This is a genomic window from Aeromonas sp. MR16 (assembly GCF_022549315.1).
Lineage (GTDB): Bacteria > Pseudomonadota > Gammaproteobacteria > Enterobacterales > Aeromonadaceae > Aeromonas > Aeromonas aquatica.
In genome coordinates this window covers 1-15,132 of the sequence record NZ_JAKZFK010000052.1, presented here as the reverse complement: position 1 = coordinate 15,132, position 15,132 = coordinate 1, and the positions used below count along the sequence as shown (strand labels likewise).

The 15,132-nt window shown below is 62.4% G+C and carries 12 protein-coding genes, 1 tRNA gene, 2 rRNA genes, 1 pseudogene and 1 riboswitch; of the genes and pseudogenes, 13 read left to right on the top strand and 3 right to left on the bottom strand.

What is annotated here, in order from left to right; translation table 11 throughout:
- The 9 genes from MM194_RS21375 to cbl form a co-directional block, all read left to right on the top strand.
- A 23S ribosomal RNA gene (locus MM194_RS21375) occupies positions 1-108 on the top strand; the annotation flags it as partial.
- Between the two features lie 123 nt (positions 109-231).
- Positions 232-346 (top strand): 5S ribosomal RNA (gene rrf / locus MM194_RS21370).
- 94 nt (positions 347-440) lie between these two features.
- Positions 441-517, top strand: a tRNA-Asp gene (locus tag MM194_RS21365).
- Positions 518-850: 333 nt separating this feature from the next.
- On the top strand, positions 851-1,852 hold the full coding sequence (locus MM194_RS21360; RefSeq protein WP_033130666.1) for a sulfate ABC transporter substrate-binding protein: 1,002 nt from the start codon (positions 851-853) through the stop codon (positions 1,850-1,852).
- A 45-nt stretch (positions 1,853-1,897) separates the two neighbouring features.
- Positions 1,898-2,473 (top strand): alpha/beta hydrolase, encoded by a 576-nt coding sequence (locus MM194_RS21355; RefSeq protein WP_241344908.1) that lies wholly within the window; start codon positions 1,898-1,900, stop codon positions 2,471-2,473.
- 282 nt (positions 2,474-2,755) lie between these two features.
- Positions 2,756-3,595 (top strand): sulfate ABC transporter permease subunit CysT, encoded by an 840-nt coding sequence (gene cysT / locus MM194_RS21350; RefSeq protein ID WP_033130668.1) that lies wholly within the window; start codon positions 2,756-2,758, stop codon positions 3,593-3,595.
- Complete coding sequence (cysW, locus tag MM194_RS21345) at positions 3,592-4,479, top strand: sulfate ABC transporter permease subunit CysW (protein ID WP_033130669.1); 888 nt, start codon at positions 3,592-3,594, stop codon at positions 4,477-4,479. Before cysT ends, cysW begins: the two co-directional genes overlap by 4 nt.
- A 24-nt stretch (positions 4,480-4,503) precedes the next feature.
- On the top strand, positions 4,504-5,571 hold the full coding sequence (locus MM194_RS21340; RefSeq protein ID WP_033130670.1) for a sulfate ABC transporter ATP-binding protein: 1,068 nt from the start codon (positions 4,504-4,506) through the stop codon (positions 5,569-5,571).
- Positions 5,572-5,666: 95 nt separating this feature from the next.
- A complete protein-coding gene (cbl, locus tag MM194_RS21335; protein ID WP_241344906.1) occupies positions 5,667-6,614 on the top strand; it encodes an HTH-type transcriptional regulator Cbl in 948 nt (315 codons plus the stop codon).
- Between the two features lie 97 nt (positions 6,615-6,711).
- Here cbl and MM194_RS21330 read toward each other — a convergent pair whose 3' ends face one another.
- On the bottom strand, positions 6,712-7,242 hold the full coding sequence (locus MM194_RS21330; RefSeq protein ID WP_241344904.1) for a cytochrome b/b6 domain-containing protein: 531 nt from the start codon (positions 7,240-7,242) through the stop codon (positions 6,712-6,714).
- Positions 7,243-7,349: 107 nt separating this feature from the next.
- Positions 7,350-8,774: an N-acetylglucosamine-binding protein GbpA gene (gene gbpA / locus MM194_RS21325; RefSeq protein WP_033130673.1), complete on the bottom strand. Its 1,425-nt coding sequence runs from the start codon at positions 8,772-8,774 to the stop codon at positions 7,350-7,352.
- Positions 8,775-8,835: 61 nt separating this feature from the next.
- Positions 8,836-8,921: riboswitch (cyclic di-GMP riboswitch) on the bottom strand.
- 382 nt (positions 8,922-9,303) lie between these two features.
- Between gbpA and MM194_RS21320 the strand changes: the two genes are divergently transcribed.
- Positions 9,304-11,154: a M3 family metallopeptidase gene (locus tag MM194_RS21320; RefSeq protein WP_241344902.1), complete on the top strand. Its 1,851-nt coding sequence runs from the start codon at positions 9,304-9,306 to the stop codon at positions 11,152-11,154.
- Positions 11,155-11,211: 57 nt separating this feature from the next.
- On the opposite strand, the gene MM194_RS21315 is transcribed toward MM194_RS21320, so the two are convergent.
- Positions 11,212-13,389 carry a glycoside hydrolase gene (locus tag MM194_RS21315; RefSeq protein ID WP_241344901.1) on the bottom strand — a complete coding sequence of 726 codons (2,178 nt, stop codon included), beginning with the start codon at positions 13,387-13,389 and terminating at the stop codon, positions 11,212-11,214.
- Positions 13,390-13,668: 279 nt separating this feature from the next.
- Here MM194_RS21315 and MM194_RS21310 point away from each other — a divergent pair, with 279 nt between their 5' ends.
- The 3 genes and pseudogenes from MM194_RS21310 to MM194_RS21300 form a co-directional block, all read left to right on the top strand.
- Entirely contained in the window at positions 13,669-14,145 is a 477-nt protein-coding gene (locus tag MM194_RS21310) for a L,D-transpeptidase family protein (protein ID WP_033130676.1), read from the top strand.
- A 163-nt stretch (positions 14,146-14,308) separates the two neighbouring features.
- On the top strand, positions 14,309-15,028 hold the full coding sequence (locus MM194_RS21305; RefSeq protein WP_241344899.1) for an AzlC family ABC transporter permease: 720 nt from the start codon (positions 14,309-14,311) through the stop codon (positions 15,026-15,028).
- 23 nt (positions 15,029-15,051) lie between these two features.
- Positions 15,052-15,132, top strand: a pseudogene (locus MM194_RS21300) (branched-chain amino acid ABC transporter permease); the annotation flags it as partial.

Here is a 15,132-nt window from a genome sequence, read left to right as displayed (position 1 = left end):
TTGAGGGTCCTAAAGGGCCGTTGGAGACCACAACGTTGATAGGTGGGGTGTGTAAGCGCGGCGACGTGTTGAGCTAACCCATACTAATTACCCGTGAGGCTTAACCATACAACACCCAAGAAGTGTTCTGGGCCTTGTAGCAAGTGCGAGACTACTTACCTAAATCAGTGATAGCGACAAGCCACGAGCAACATCGTTATTCACGTCAGCTTTCCGAGATTGAAGTTTTTGCCTGGCGGCCATAGCGCCGTGGAACCACCTGATCCCATGCCGAACTCAGAAGTGAAACGCGGTAGCGCCGATGGTAGTGTGGCATTCGCCATGCGAGAGTAGGACACTGCCAGGCACCTAATTAGACAGTCATGCTGATAGCGTGATTGGCCGAGAGGATGACACCTCGATGAAACGGCAGACGATTTAGCAGAAGCTAGCCAAATTGCGGAGCGGTAGTTCAGTTGGTTAGAATACCGGCCTGTCACGCCGGGGGTCGCGGGTTCGAGTCCCGTCCGCTCCGCCAATGATTAAGAAGCCCAGTCGAAAGACTGGGCTTTTTCATATTTGCTATTCACTCATATCAATTCATCACCTGTATTCTGGTGCGATTCCTCATTTTTCTTTGTGAGTGACGCCAGTTCCTCTCGGCATCGCCCCTCCATTTTTCGCTCATCCATACTGATGGCGCTAACACGAGCTTGATCTACCAAAGTCATAACGGACTGTATTTACTCAGATTATTTGTTATGAATTTTCCTTATATTTGAAAAAGAGATAAGCAAAGCGCGTTTTCTTCCTTCCTGATATATCGAGGAGACGGCATGCTGTACTCAATCCAACGATAAGGAGTATCACCATGAAACTGCGAATGACCGCCCTGACTCTGCTCTCTTTGCTGGCGCTAGGCCAGGCCAATGCCGCCGAAATCCGTCTGCTCAACGTCTCCTACGATCCGACCCGCGAGCTGTTCCAGGAGTACAACAGTGCCTTCGCCAAGGAGTGGAAGACCAAGACCGGTGACGACGTGGTGGTAAGCCAGTCCCACGGCGGCTCAGGCAAACAGGCGCGTGCCGTAGTGGACGGGCTGGAGGCTGACGTGGTGTCGCTGGCGCTGGCGTATGACGTCGATGCCGTGGCCAAGGCGGGCCTCACCGCAGCGGATTGGGAGAGCCGGTTGGCCAACAATGCTTCCCCCTATACCTCCACCATCGTCTTCCTGGTGCGCAAGGGTAACCCCAAGCAGATAAAGGACTGGGATGACTTGGTGCGCAAGGATGTGGCCATCGTCACTCCGAACCCCAAGACCTCCGGTGGGGCACGCTGGAACTACCTGGCCGCCTGGGGCTATGCCCTGAAGAAGAGCGGCAGTGAAGAGGGGGCCAAGCAGTTCGTCGGCGATCTGTTCAAGAACGTAAAGGTGCTGGACTCCGGTGCTCGTGGCGCCACCACCAGCTTCATCGAGCGCGGTCTCGGTGATGTGCTGTTGGCCTGGGAGAATGAAGCCCTGCTGGTACTGGGTCAGCCGGGCACCAGCGACAAGTTTGAACTGGTGGTGCCCTCCGTTTCGATTCTGGCTGAGCCGCCGGTTGCCGTGGTAGACAAGGTCGCCAAGAAACATGGCACCGAGGCCGTCGCCAAAGCTTACCTCGATTATCTCTACTCCGACGAGGGGCAGCGCATCATCGCCAAGTACCACTATCGCCCCAGCAATCCGGCAATCCTGAAGGAGACCTCGGCTCAGTTCCCCACCCTGAACCTGTTCACCGTCAAGGATCTGGAAGGGGATTGGGACAAGGCTCAGAAGAAACACTTCGCCCAGGGTGGTCTGTTTGACCAGATCTACCAACCAGGCAGCTAAGCCCACACCAAGCTGGCCCCTGTGCCAACGGATAGGAGCACCGAGATGAACAAAATCCTCCTGGTTCCCGGTCTGCACAACAGTGGGCCGGATCACTGGCAGAGCCGCTGGCATCAGCACTTCCCCCACTGGCAGCGCATGGTTGGTCTGCCCTGGGACAAGCCGGACCTCACGGTCTGGAGTGCCAAGCTGGCGAGCAAGCTCAGGAGCCGGCGTAGTCGGGTCCACTTGGTAGCGCATTCCTTCGGTGCCCTGACGGCCATCGCCGCCGCCCGGCTGCAGCCGGAGAAGGTCTCCTCCATCCTGATAGTGGCGCCAGCGGATCCGGCCCGCTTCGGCATCCCGGACGAACTGCTGGTGGGATCCATCAAGGTATCCGCCCAGCTCATCGCCAGCCGCAACGATCCCTGGATGTCGTTCGAGCGGGCCGAGTACTGGAGTCGTCAGTGGCAGGTGCCGCTGTTCGATGCCGGCGAAGTGGGTCATATCAATGCTCAGTCCGGACACGGGGAGTGGAGCCAGGGTCTCAACCTGCTCGGCACTCTTCATCGGCGGGCCGAGATGGTGGTCGAGCCAGCGCCGGCGGAATGGGGCCGGCAGGCGGCGATCAGCTTTCGTTGATGTTTTATATGTATGACAAGGAAGGTGACCATATGAGATCAAGCAGGTTCGCTAGCCTGTACCCATAGCAACATACTCCGCAGTTCCCGGTTCCACAGCTCCGTTTAGTTAGGTCTTTTATTTATATAAAAGACCTTTTTTTATATTTATCGCTCTAAAAGCCTTGTTCCGCCGTTGTTATACAAAAAAGTAATTAGCAAAGGCGATATTGGTGTTTGTTGCACCTGGCGGGAGTGAGCAGAATCGCTACATCGAAAGTTATTTATAACAAACGGAAGTGTTATGCGATTAAGTTCTTATTCCGTCCTGCCCGGATTGGGCCCGACCCTCGGCTTCAGTCTGCTCTATCTGAGCATACTGGTGCTGCTGCCGCTCTCCGCATTGGTGTTGTTCGCCGTGAACAATCTCAATGCCGCCGAGTTCTGGCAGGTGATCAGCTCCCCGCGAGTGCTGGCCTCCTTTCGTCTGAGTTTTGGAGCTGCCTTTATCGCGGCTCTGCTCAACAGCCTGTTTGGGCTGATCCTGGCCTGGGTATTGGTGCGCTACAGCTTCCCCGGTCGCCGGTTGGTGGATGCACTGATCGATCTGCCGTTTGCCATGCCCACCGCCGTCTCCGGTATCGCCCTCTGCGCCATCTTCGCCCCCAACGGCTGGATAGGTCAGTGGGTTGCGCCCTTTGGCATCGAGCTCGCCTACAACCCCATCGGAGTGGTGATAGCGCTGACCTTCATCGGCCTGCCCTTCGTAGTGCGCACCTTGCAACCTGTGCTGCGCGAGGCGGAGACAGAGCAGGAAGAGGCCGCCGCCAGCCTGGGTGCAAACCGCTGGCAGACCTTTGTCCGCGTGCTCTGGCCGACCCTGATCCCGGCGCTGCTCACCGGTTTTGCCCTGGCCTTCGCCCGGGCGGTAGGGGAGTACGGCTCCGTTATCTTTATCGCCGGCAATTTGCCGATGGTGTCGGAAATCGCACCGCTGATGATCATGAGCCACCTGGAGGAGTATGACTACGCCGGGGCCTCCGCCATCGCCTCCGTCATGCTGCTCATCTCATTTATTCTGCTGTTGATTATCAACAAGTTGCAGGCCTGGAGCTGGGCCCGTATCGGAGGAAGCCGCATATGACCGCATCCAGCATTGCACTCGACAAGGCACCGCAAGTGACCTTGGTAGTGACCCATCAACCCGTGACCCGCGAGCCGGTCTGGGTCAAGTGGCTGCTCATCACCCTTGGCCTCGGTTGGTTCGCCGCCCTGCTGCTGCTGCCGCTGGCGACCGTCTTCATCCAGGCATTGTCCCCGGGTCTGACCTTCTTCTGGCACGCCATCAGTGAGCCGGATGCCCTGAGCGCCCTCGGGCTCACCGCCTTGGTGACCCTCTGCTCGGTGCCGCTGAACCTGCTGTTCGGGCTAGCCGCCGCCTGGGCCATAGCCCGCTTCCGCTTCCCTGGTCGACAACTGCTCATCACCATCATCGATCTGCCGTTCTCGGTGTCGCCTGTCATCGCGGGGCTGATGTTCGTGCTGATGTTCGGTAGCCGCGGCTGGTTTGGCGACTGGCTGAGCGAGCACGATATCAAGATCATCTTCGCCACCCCGGGCATCATACTGGCGACTACCTTCATCACCGTGCCCTTCGTGGTGCGTGAGCTGCTGCCACAGATGGAGGCGCGCGGACCGGAAGAGGAAGAAGCCGCCATCATGCTGGGGGCGAGCGGGCTGCAGATGTTCTGGCGGGTCACCCTGCCTGGCATTCGCTGGAGCCTGATGTATGGCCTGCTGCTCTGTACCGCCCGGGCGGTGGGGGAATTTGGCGCCGTGTCTGTGGTGTCAGGCCATATTCGCGGCCAGACCAATACCCTGCCGCTGCACATCGAGATCCTCTACAACGAGTACCAGACTGGCGCCGCCTTCGCGGTAGCCAGCCTGCTGGCCCTGTTCGGGATCTTCACCCTGCTGGGGGAAACCCTGTTAGCCCGGCTGCGTGGTCAGCCCACCAAATCTCACTGATTACACAGTTTCAACGAGGCAGCCATGAGCATTCAGGTTCAACAACTCAATAAGCATTTCAATCAGTTCGCGGCCCTTGCCGACATCAACCTCGACTTTCACGACGGCGAGTTGGTCGCGCTGCTGGGCCCGTCCGGCTGCGGCAAGACCACCCTGCTGCGGATCATCGCCGGGCTGGAGCAGGCCGACAGCGGCAGCGTCATCATCCGCGGGGAGGATGCCTCGGCGCTCCACGTGCGTGAGCGCAACGTCGGCTTCGTGTTCCAGCACTATGCCCTGTTCCGCCACATGACGGTGTTCGAGAACGTGGCGTTCGGCCTGCGGGTCAAACCGCGCAGCGAGCGCCCGGCCGAAGCCGCCATCCGCGCCCGGGTCAAGGAGCTGCTGGATCTGGTGCAGCTCAGCCACGTGGCCGAGCGTTATCCGACCCAGCTCTCCGGCGGCCAGCGTCAGCGAGTTGCCCTGGCTCGCGCCCTGGCGGTGCAGCCCAAGGTGCTGCTGCTGGACGAGCCGTTCGGTGCCCTCGATGCCCAGGTGCGCAAGGAGTTGCGCCGCTGGCTGCGGGAATTGCACGACGAGCTGCACGTCACCAGCCTGTTCGTGACCCACGATCAGGAGGAAGCGCTGGAGGTGGCGGATAGAGTCGTCTTGATGAATGCCGGTCGAGTCGAGCAGATAGGCACCCCGGCCGAGGTCTATGACCAGCCGGCCAGCTCCTTCGTGCACAGCTTCCTCGGCAGCGTGAACCTGTTCCGCGGGCGGGTGGCGGAGCAGGGGCTCGGCATCGGCGAACAGCGACTGGGTGGCTCGGCGGCATCTCACTTGGCTCAGGGCAGCGCGGCCATCGCCTATGTGCGTCCCCACGAGCTGGATATTCTGCCGGCGGAGGCGATCGGCGGCATCAGCGCCACCATCACCCGTCTGCTGCCCATGGGGCCGCGGATCCGGGTCGAGCTGCGGGGCATAGGTGACACCCAAGGGGCTCACTATGAGGTCGAATTGAGCAAAGAGGCGGCCCGTGCGCTGACGCCGGGTCAAGGGGTGCGCTTGGTGGCCAGGCAGGCCCAGCTCTATCCGGACTACCAGATCTAGGGCGCTGTGCATCCATCGAGTGAGTTCAGGCTTGAAACAGATAACAAGGCCGCGGGGTCAACCCCACGCGGCCGGTCAGCGCAGGAGGCGATGACGTGAACTTTCAGCAACTACGCATTATTCGTGAGGCGGCCCGGCGGGACTACAACCTGACCGAGGTCGCCAACGCCCTCTTTACTTCCCAGTCCGGGGTCAGCCGCCATATTCGCGAGCTGGAGGAAGAGCTTGGGCTAGAGCTGTTCATTCGCTACGGCAAGCGCCTGCTCGGCATGACGGAGCCGGGCAAAGAGCTGCTGGTGATCGCCGAGCGCATCCTGGGGGATGCCAACAACATCCGAAAGCTGGCCAGCACCTTCGCGAACCGCGACTCGGGCCGGCTGTTGGTGGCGACCACTCATACCCAGGCGCGCTACGCGTTGCCACGGGTGGTGAAGGCGTTTCGCGAGCAGTTTCCTCTGGTGCAACTGGAGCTGCGCCAGGGCAGCCCGGAGGAGATAGTGCGGTTGGTGCAGACCGGCGAGGTGGACATCGGCATCAGCAGCGAGCAGCTCGATCGCAGCGAAGGGGTGGTGGCCTTCCCCTATTACCGCTGGCACCACAACATAGTGGTGCCCGAGCAGCATCCCCTGACCGCCGAGCGGGATCTGACCCTGGCGGCGTTGGCGCACTGGCCCATCGTCACCTATCAATCGGGTCTGACCGGCCGGGCGCGGGTGGACGAGGCCTTCGCCGAGGCGGGGATAGCGCCGCAGATCCTGCTGACCGCCCAGGATTCAGACGTCATCAAGACCTATGTCGAGCTGGAGATGGGGGTCGGCATACTGGCGGACATGGCGTTCGACGCCCAGCGCGACAAGGGGCTGGTGCAGCTCGACGGTAGCCGGCTGTTTGCGCCCCACACCGCCTGGATCGGCCTCAAGCAGGGGCAGTTCCAGCACAACTTTGCCTGGCAGTTCATCCAGCTGTGCAACCCAGAGCTGGCGCTGGCGGATATTCAGGCGCGGGCCATGGGAAACGAACCGCAGCTCGATTACCAGATCTGATGCCTGCCGCGAGATGAGAAAACAGGGAGCATATGGCTCCCTGTTTGTTTGTCAGCCATCGATGGAAAGCCTGTCTCCGCTACGAGACGCCGTCGGCCTATTTGCCGGTGTGGGGCCCCAGCATGCGGTAGAGGGTGCGATCGCCCTTGATCCTGTGGTGGTACAGGGCCGCTACCACGTGCAGCATGACCAGGGTGGCCAGCGACAGGCAAGCGAGGCGGTGAACACGAAAAAAGAAGGCATTGACCTCGGGGTTGTCGATCGGATTGGCGATCGGGTAGAGCCAGAACAGGGAGTAATCCTGCTCCAGCATCAGGAAGCCGCTCAGCAGCACGACGAACATCAGCCCGTAGAGCAGGGCATGAGCCAGCTTGACCCATCCGTGATGATGGTTGGCACCATTCTCGGGCAGGGGAGCCCTCAGATGTTGCCAGCCCCAGCGCAGCAGGAAGAGTGGGGCTATCAGGGTGGCCATCGACATGTTCAGCACCGACAGAAACTGGAACAACCGGGGGTGACTGTCGATCACCAGGTGCATCAGATAGCCGGCCAGGGTGGCGTAGAGAATGACGACGGCCATCAGCCAGTGCAGCAGGCGACTCAGGGGGTCATAGTAGTGTTGCGTCATAGTGTTTGTCCGACAGGGGCGCTCGCGGTGCTCAAGGCACCGGGATCCCGGATAACAGGCACAAAAAAAGAGGCCGCTCGGGCCTCTTCTGTTCAGGAGTTGCGAGCTCAGTTCAGGGCTGTCCAGGCATCCTGCCAGTTGGTGCCCACACCGGGCTCATACTGGGTGGCCGAGCTCGTCCAGATGGTGCACCAGCCGCTGTAGGGGTAGGGCTTGCACTGATACGTCTTGCCGTTCTTGGGCTGCAACACCTTGGTGCCGGCCACATAGGACTTCAACCCCTCCGGGAAGCGGTACTGGTAGTCGCCGCCGCTGGCCGGATCCTTGAACATCAGGTCCAGGGTTTGCTGCAGGGAGGCACCGCCTGCCTTTGGCTTGCCTTCGATCACCAGCTGGTGGTGACCCGCGCTCAGGCCGCTGACCGCCATGGTGAAGCTCTGGCTGCTGTCCTTGATGTCGGCACTGGTCTGTCCCTTGGCGGCACCGCCATGGTCATACAGGGTGTTGGTGACCGCGAGATCCCCCTGGGCCGTGACGCTGAAGGCCAGGGTGACCTTGCCGTTGTCGAGCAGGTATTCGCTTTCCAGGCCGCTCACGCTGATGCTGTCGTTCACCGGAGGCTGCTGCTGCTCGAGCTGGACCTCGACCCGTTGCAGGTTGCTGCCCGCCTTAAGGTAGATGGGGTTCTGCCCGTAAACCGGGTTGAACTGGCCATCGGTGCCCTGCTGGCCGGCACGGATCTGGCTCTGCTCGGTATTGATCTTGGCGGCCAGATCGTGGGCCCAGTTGTTCTTCTGACCCTGCTCGGAGGAGCCGATGGTCAGCACCGTCTGCAGATCGGTGCGTTCGCCGTTGGCGTCGAACACCCGGGTCTTGGCCTTGTCGCCGGCCACCAGATCGGTGGAGGGGTAGATGGTCCCGCCCTGGCTCCAGGTCAGCGGCGGCTGGGTGCCACCATCGAACTGGGCATCGATCATGTTGTAGAAGCTGTTGGCGGTATCACCCACCTCCCAGACTCCCAGGATCACCTGATAGCCGGTGCGGGCCGGCAGGGTGCAGTTGTGGGTGACCTGCTTGGGTGGTTGTACCATGCCCCCGTCGATGACGCAGAAGGGGTTCAGATCGAAGGAGTCCCGGGTCAGCGGCTGGTTCGGGTTCCAATCCTGCTTGGTGAGGTAGTAACGCCAGTTGCGGGTCACGTGGTTGGCGGTGAAGCTCCAGCTGATGGCGAAGGGTCCTGCCTGCACCGGGCGCTTGGTCCAGCGATCGCTGGTCTGAACGTCGAGCTCACCGAATTGCGGGTGGCCGGCCGAGGCGATCTGACCGTCGGCGGGGCCGCCATTGGGGAAGCCGGACGGCGCCTCCAGGCTCTGGGGCTCCCACTGGACGGCGCCACACTGGCTGTTGCCGCCGGTCTTGCACAGATAGTTGCGTGCCTCCGGCTGATTGATATAGCCATGGGCGAGTACGCCGCCGCTGGCCAGCAGCGCGAGCGCCGCCGCGAGGTGATTGAGTTGAGTTTTTGCTGCCATACATTCCTCTGTTCGACAGATGTGGGCAGTCAAGTTGGCTGGGGCCTTCCCCGAAATACGGTGCTGCAACCCCGCTATCCTGGACGAGACGTCTTTAGACCGGAGGCTTTGCGTCCTGGCCTTTCAACCAGTTTGCCAAATGACTACATATAGGGTCATTGCGTCGCGTTTGACGACGCGGTGCCATCATGTCTTATTTTGATTAAATTATTAAGTGTAAATCTTTACAGCTTGATCTCGTCGGAGTAGAGCCAATACTTAACTTTCTGTTTTTAAATGGCTATTGGATGGCCCACTTTGGGCGGATGCCCCCCTTTCGCTTAATTAACATGCAAATCTAATGCATTGTTTATTGCCGGTGAGCAAGACCTCGTGAGACAGGGCCTGGTCAGGGTCGCCGGTGCTACAGACATGGATAACGGCTTTTGATAGCGTGGTGAGGCGCATCCCGGCGCCCCTTGTCCGGCCACGGCCGGGCATCATCACAAGGCAAAGCGGCTCAGCCGCCACCGATAACAAGAGGGACCTTATGACTTCCATTGCCAGGAACTACCTGAACCAGCTCAACGCCGACTATCTGCAGGTGCACAGGCGCAAGGAGGACTTGTTCTGGTCCACCTACATGGGCACCAGCGACGATCAGGCGGGTTTTACCGCCGCCGAACAGGCCTACAAGACGTTTTGTGCCAACCCGGCCCGGCTGCCGGTGCTGCGCGAGATGCAGGCTCAGGCCGAAGAGACCGAGCTCAAGCGCGGCCTGGCTGGCTGGGTAGCCTTCTTCGAATGCAACGTGATCGAGGATCCAGCCGCCGCCGCTCTGATGGACGAGCTGGTGGCCGCCGAGGCGGCGCTCTTTGCCCGCCGTCGGGAGCTCAAGCTCAGCCTGCTGGACGAGCAGGGCCAGACGGTGGTCGGCAGCCTGCCCGCCGCCAGCACGGCGCTGGCCGCCAGTGCGAGCGAGCCGGTACGTCAGAGCGCCATCGCCATGTTCCATACCCTGGAGCAGTGGGTGGTGGACAACGGCTTCCTCGAGGTGGTGGCGCTTCGCAACCGCTTCGCCCGCGCCATGGGCTATCGGGACTACTTCGAGTACAAGGTGCGCAAGAACGAGCAGATGAGCCCGGAGCAGCTGTTCGCCGTGCTCGATGATTTCATCGCCCGCACCGAGCTGCGCCTGCACCAGAGTCTGGCCGAGTTGAAAGCGGCCAAGGGGGAGGCGGCGCTCCTGCCCCACAACCTGCGCTACAGCGTCAGTGGCGACGTGACCCGCCAGCTCGATCCCTATGTGCCGTTCGCGCGCGCGCTGAAGGATTGGGTCGAGAGCTTCCGCCGGCTCGGCATCCAGTACCGAGACGCGACCCTGACCCTGGATCTGCTGACCCGGGAGGGGAAATATGAGAACGGCTTCTGCCACGGCCCTGTGCCGAGTTTCTGGCAGGAGGGTCAGTGGGTGCCCGCCGTGGTCAACTTCACCAGCCTGGCGGATCCGGCCCAGGTCGGCAGCGGCTGGAGCGGTCTCAACACCCTGTTCCACGAGGGGGGCCATGCGGCGCATTTTGCCAACGTCACCGGCAACGCGCCCTGCTTCTCCCAGGAGTTTCCGCCTACCTCCATGGCCTATGCCGAGACCCAGTCCATGTTCTGCGACAGCCTGCTGGACGATGCGGACTGGCTCAAGCGCTACGCCAGGAACGCCGCGGGGGAGGAAATTCCTGACGCACTGATCCAGGCCATGCTCGAGGCCCGCCAGCCGTTCCGGGCCTTCAACGAGCGCCAGATTGCGCTGGTGGCCTACTTCGAGCGGGATCTCTACGCCATGGACGAGGCCGAGCGCACCCCGGCCGCCGTGCTGGCGCTGGCCCGTCGGTGGGAGCGCAAGATCCTGGGGGTGGAGAGCCCCCGCCCGCTGCTGGCCATCCCGCACCTGCTCAATCAGGAATCGGCCTGTGCCTATCACGGCTACTTGCTGGCGCTGATGGCGGTGGAGCAGACCCGCGCCTACTTCCTGCGCCGGGACGGCTACCTCACCGACAACCCGCGCATAGGCCCGGATCTCGCCGCCCACTACTGGGGGCCGGGCAACGGTATGACCCATGATCAGACGCTGCAGAGCCTCACCGGCGAGGGCTTCAGCGCCGGACCCCTGGCCCGGGCGTGCAACCAGAGCGTGGCCGAAGCCTGGGCGACGGCCACAGCCTGCATGGCGGCCGCGGGCCAGCGACCCCTCGCCGGTGACGGCACCCCGCTCAATGCCAGGATCCGGGTCGTGCACGGCGCCGAGCTCATCGCCGACAACAGCGAATCCGAGGCGCGCATGCTGGCGGACTTCGAGGCCTGGATCCGCCGCCACTATGGGGCCGAGTCCGCTGTGGCAGTCTGAACCATCCTGCAAACGAAGAGCCCTGCCAGTTGGCAGGGCTCTTTCATTTTGGGGCGCTCAGATCTTCAACAGGGTGACGGGCTTGTCCTTGAGGGCCACCAGCAACTGCCTGCCCGGCAGCTTGTGACCATCGATCTGGATGCTGCTGTTGCCGAAGTTTGCCACCAGCCGGCTGCCGTCGGAGAAGCGGGTCTCCTGCACCCGCCCCGCCCCGTCCCGCCAGCGGAAGCCCACCAGCGCCTTGTCCCACAGCGCCTCGTGCAGGGGCCCGAACTGGGCATCCAGTCTGACCAGCTCAGGCAGGCGGCTGGCGAGGGTGCTGCGGCTCAGGTTGACCAGAGGAGGGGTGTTGTAGAGCAGGCCGAGCAGGGCGCGCTCCTCCCGGATGGCGGGGAACTTGAGGTTGTCCAGCAGCCAGTGGTGGCTGTTGATCACCGAATCGTGGAACACCGCTTGGTAGAGCGGCAGCCTGTCTGTCGGGTTGAACACGGTTTTGAGGTAGCGGGGCTTGAGCCGGGCGGGCTGGAAGAAGACCTGGGGCGTCTCGTCTGGCCACCATTTGCCGAGGTAGTAGGGGGACTTGGGCTGCTTGCGCATGGCGGCGTCGGTCCAGCCGAAGCCCCAGCTCTGGACGCCGTGGGCAAACATCAGCGGCTTGTTGGTGAGGGCGTTGCCGTCCTCCGAGCCCAGCACCAGCCCGAGCCGCTCCCCGACCCAGCCCATGCGGGCGTTGCGGGCGGCGACCATGGCCGCGCTGCCCTGCTGGTGGGCCGGGCTGTAGTCACTGGAGGCCATGGCGGTGCCATCGACGTCGAGGAACAGGCTGTTGATGCCGCTGGCCTTGGCCAGCTCGCTCATGCGGCTCTTGGCGTAGGGCAGGGTACAGCCGGGGTTGAGATAGACGCCCTCGCCGCCAAAGCCCGGTCTCGGCTTGCCGTCGGCCTCGACGATGGCGCAGCGCTTGCCAAGCTCCGGCGGGATCTGGGCGGTGAGCCAGCTGTCGTTGCTGCCCGGGAGGATGGCGGTGTCGTAGGAGTCATAGCTGCCCACCAGATAGCCGAGGCGCTTGGCGGCGGCGAGGGCCTGATCCTGCTGCAGGGCCGCCGTCCACTGGGGTGTGCCGAGCCAGAGTTTGCGCAGTCCCGCCTGTTGCAGCGCCTCGAGCACCGGCAGCGACAGCCCCTGGCCCCAGCGCTCCCGGGTCACCAGCTGCTCGCCGAACTGGCCCTTGACCCACTGCTGGCGCAGGGCCAGCACCTTGCCCTGGCTGACGGGGCCCTGCTGGGCCGGCAGCGGCAGCTGGCGTTCAATCAGCCGGTTGAGGCCCGCCATGATCAGCGTCTGCTGCCACGGCTGGGGACTGGGGGCCGCCAGCGCCTCGCGCTCCTCGGTGTTGAAGGTTTTGAGCCATTCCGGCTTCTGGATGAGTTTGGCCTGCAGGCCGGGCCAGTCGGTCACGTCCTGCCGGTCCAGCAGGTCATCCCCCCAGAGATAGAGGTGGCTGGCGCCGATCAGCCGACGGCCCGCCGGGATGCGGGCGAACTTGTCCGCGAGGGACTGCCAGGCTCCCTCGGCCTGCAGCCATTCCCGGTAGCGGCGCGCCCCGGCCAGCCAGTCATCCCCCACGCTCAGGCGCACTTCCAGCGGCGCGGGATTGAAGTGGTTGAACTCGTGGCTGGCGGCAAGCTGCAAGCGCCCCCCTTTGCGGCTGAAGCTGAGCTTGTTGTCGTAGGGGCTCTGCAGTATCCAGCTGTAGGTTCGTTTGCCCGCGTCCTGACTCCACAGGGGCAGCTTGAGATCATGGTGGGTATCGAGCTCGGTCAGCTCGTCTCCTATGTAGCCGAGCCAGTCGCTGTCACGCACCGAGAAGCGGCTGCCCTCACCGAACGCCATGGAGAGGTGGGTCTGGTTCTTCGGCAGGCTGTACCAACTGAGCTGGCGAGGGCCGCTGCTGATCAGGGTCAGCAGCAGGTCCTCCCCGTCCAGCCGCACCTCGACCCGGGTCTCCTGGGCCGGCCACTGCCAGCTGGCCTGTTGTTCATCCTGTTGCAGCCGATCGACCTGGCGGGCGCTCTGTCCCGCGCTGACCTGCACCCCGTTGACCGAGATGGCCAGGGTGTCGGGGTCGATGAGATAGCTCAGGGTCTCGCCTTGCAATTGAAGCGGGGCGGCCAGCGTCTGCGGTAGCCACAGCAGGGCGGGGAGCAAGAGCAAGAACAGGCGCAGTGGTCGCATGAGGCGGGATCCTGGAGGAGGGCAAAGTGGGCATCTTCGCCGATCCTGATGGTGAGCGCCAGCCGCAGAAATCGGCTATATAACTGTTTCCATTATCAATTGATGGGGCCGGGGTGGAGGGGCTCAATCCCCTTCGTGAGGCTGGCTTCAGATATGTTTCTCTGGATATATTGAGTATTGATGGCGATCCCATATCATGGCGCTCGCTCGCCACCAGAGAGTGGCGACATTCAGATGATTTGCTAACAATAAAGCCCTGAAGGCTTGTCGAGGGATGGAATGAAAGCCGTATTGTTGTGTTTGCTGGGGCTGTGGCCCGCCTTAAGTTTTGCGACCCTGTCTGCGGACATGGTGGTGGTCAAGAAGTCGACCTATAGCCTGACCCTGATGAAGGATGGCAAGGAGGTCAAACGCTACTGGATCGCCCTGGGCCCGGCCCCCATGGGACACAAGCAGCGGGAAGGGGATCAGCGTACGCCGGAAGGGCGCTACACCCTCGACTACAAGAAGACCAACTCCGGTTATTACAAGGCCATCCACATCAACTACCCGAACCTGGACGACATCAAGTCGGCCAACGAGAAGGGAGTCAATCCGGGTGGCATGATCATGATCCATGGTCAGCGTAACGACATCGGCAACCGCCGTCTGCAGCCGTCCAACTGGACCAATGGCTGCATCGCCATGCTGAACCACGATCTGGATGAGGTGTGGAGCGCCATCGAACCCGGCACCCCCATCGTCATCGAACCCTGATCCTCGAGATCCCCTGCTCAGGCCCGTCCCCGCATCGCCATGCAGGGGCGGGCCTGTCATCTCCCCTTGCTGTCATTGCGTGAATCGCCTGACGACGGCATGGCATCTGGCCAGGTGCTGTGTTAGGTTTTTCCGTTCTCGTTGACAGGACAAGGATGACCTCATGACTTTGCAAACTCGCCCCCAGCAAGCCGGGGTCGAGAGTACGGGCGCGCTCTGGTGGCGTGCCTCCCTCGATATTCTCCCGCTCTCCGTCTCGGTGATCCCCTGGGGGATCCTGTGTGGTGCCCTGGCGCTGCAGGTGGGCTTGAGCCCTCTCCAGGCCCAGCTGATGTCGCTGCTGGTCTATGCCGGCGCGGCCCAGCTCTCGGCCACCACCCTGTTCGGCGCGGGTACGCCGCTGTTGCCCATCATCGGCTCCACCTTCGTTATCACCTCCCAGCACCTGCTGTACGGCTTCACCTTCCGCCGCGATGTCTTGCCGCTCTCCCTGCGCTGGCGCGCGAGCCTGGCCTTCTTCCTGACCGACGAGATGTTCGCGGTGGCGCTCAAAGACAGGGAGCGCAGCGGCGCCTTCAATCCCGCCTACGCGCTGATCGCGGGCTTCGTGTTCTATCTGTTCTGGAATCTTGCGACCCTGCTCGGCATCGCCGCCGGCCAGTACATCGAGGGGCTGGATCACATGGGGCTGGACTTTGCCATCGCGGCGACCTTCATCGCCATGACGATCCCGGCGATGAAGAACCTGCCCATGGTGGCGGCGACCCTGGTGAGCGGCGGCACGGCCCTGCTCACCAAGCCGCTGCTGGCGGAGGTCTACATCATCATCTCGGCCCTGGCCGGCATGCTGGTGGGCTACCTGCTGCACCGGATGAGGAGGTAATCATGAGCTGGCTGAAGATAGGGCTACTGGCGGAGGTCTACACCATCATTGTCTCGGCCCTGGCCGGCATGCTGGTGGGATATGTGCTGCACCGGATGAGGAGG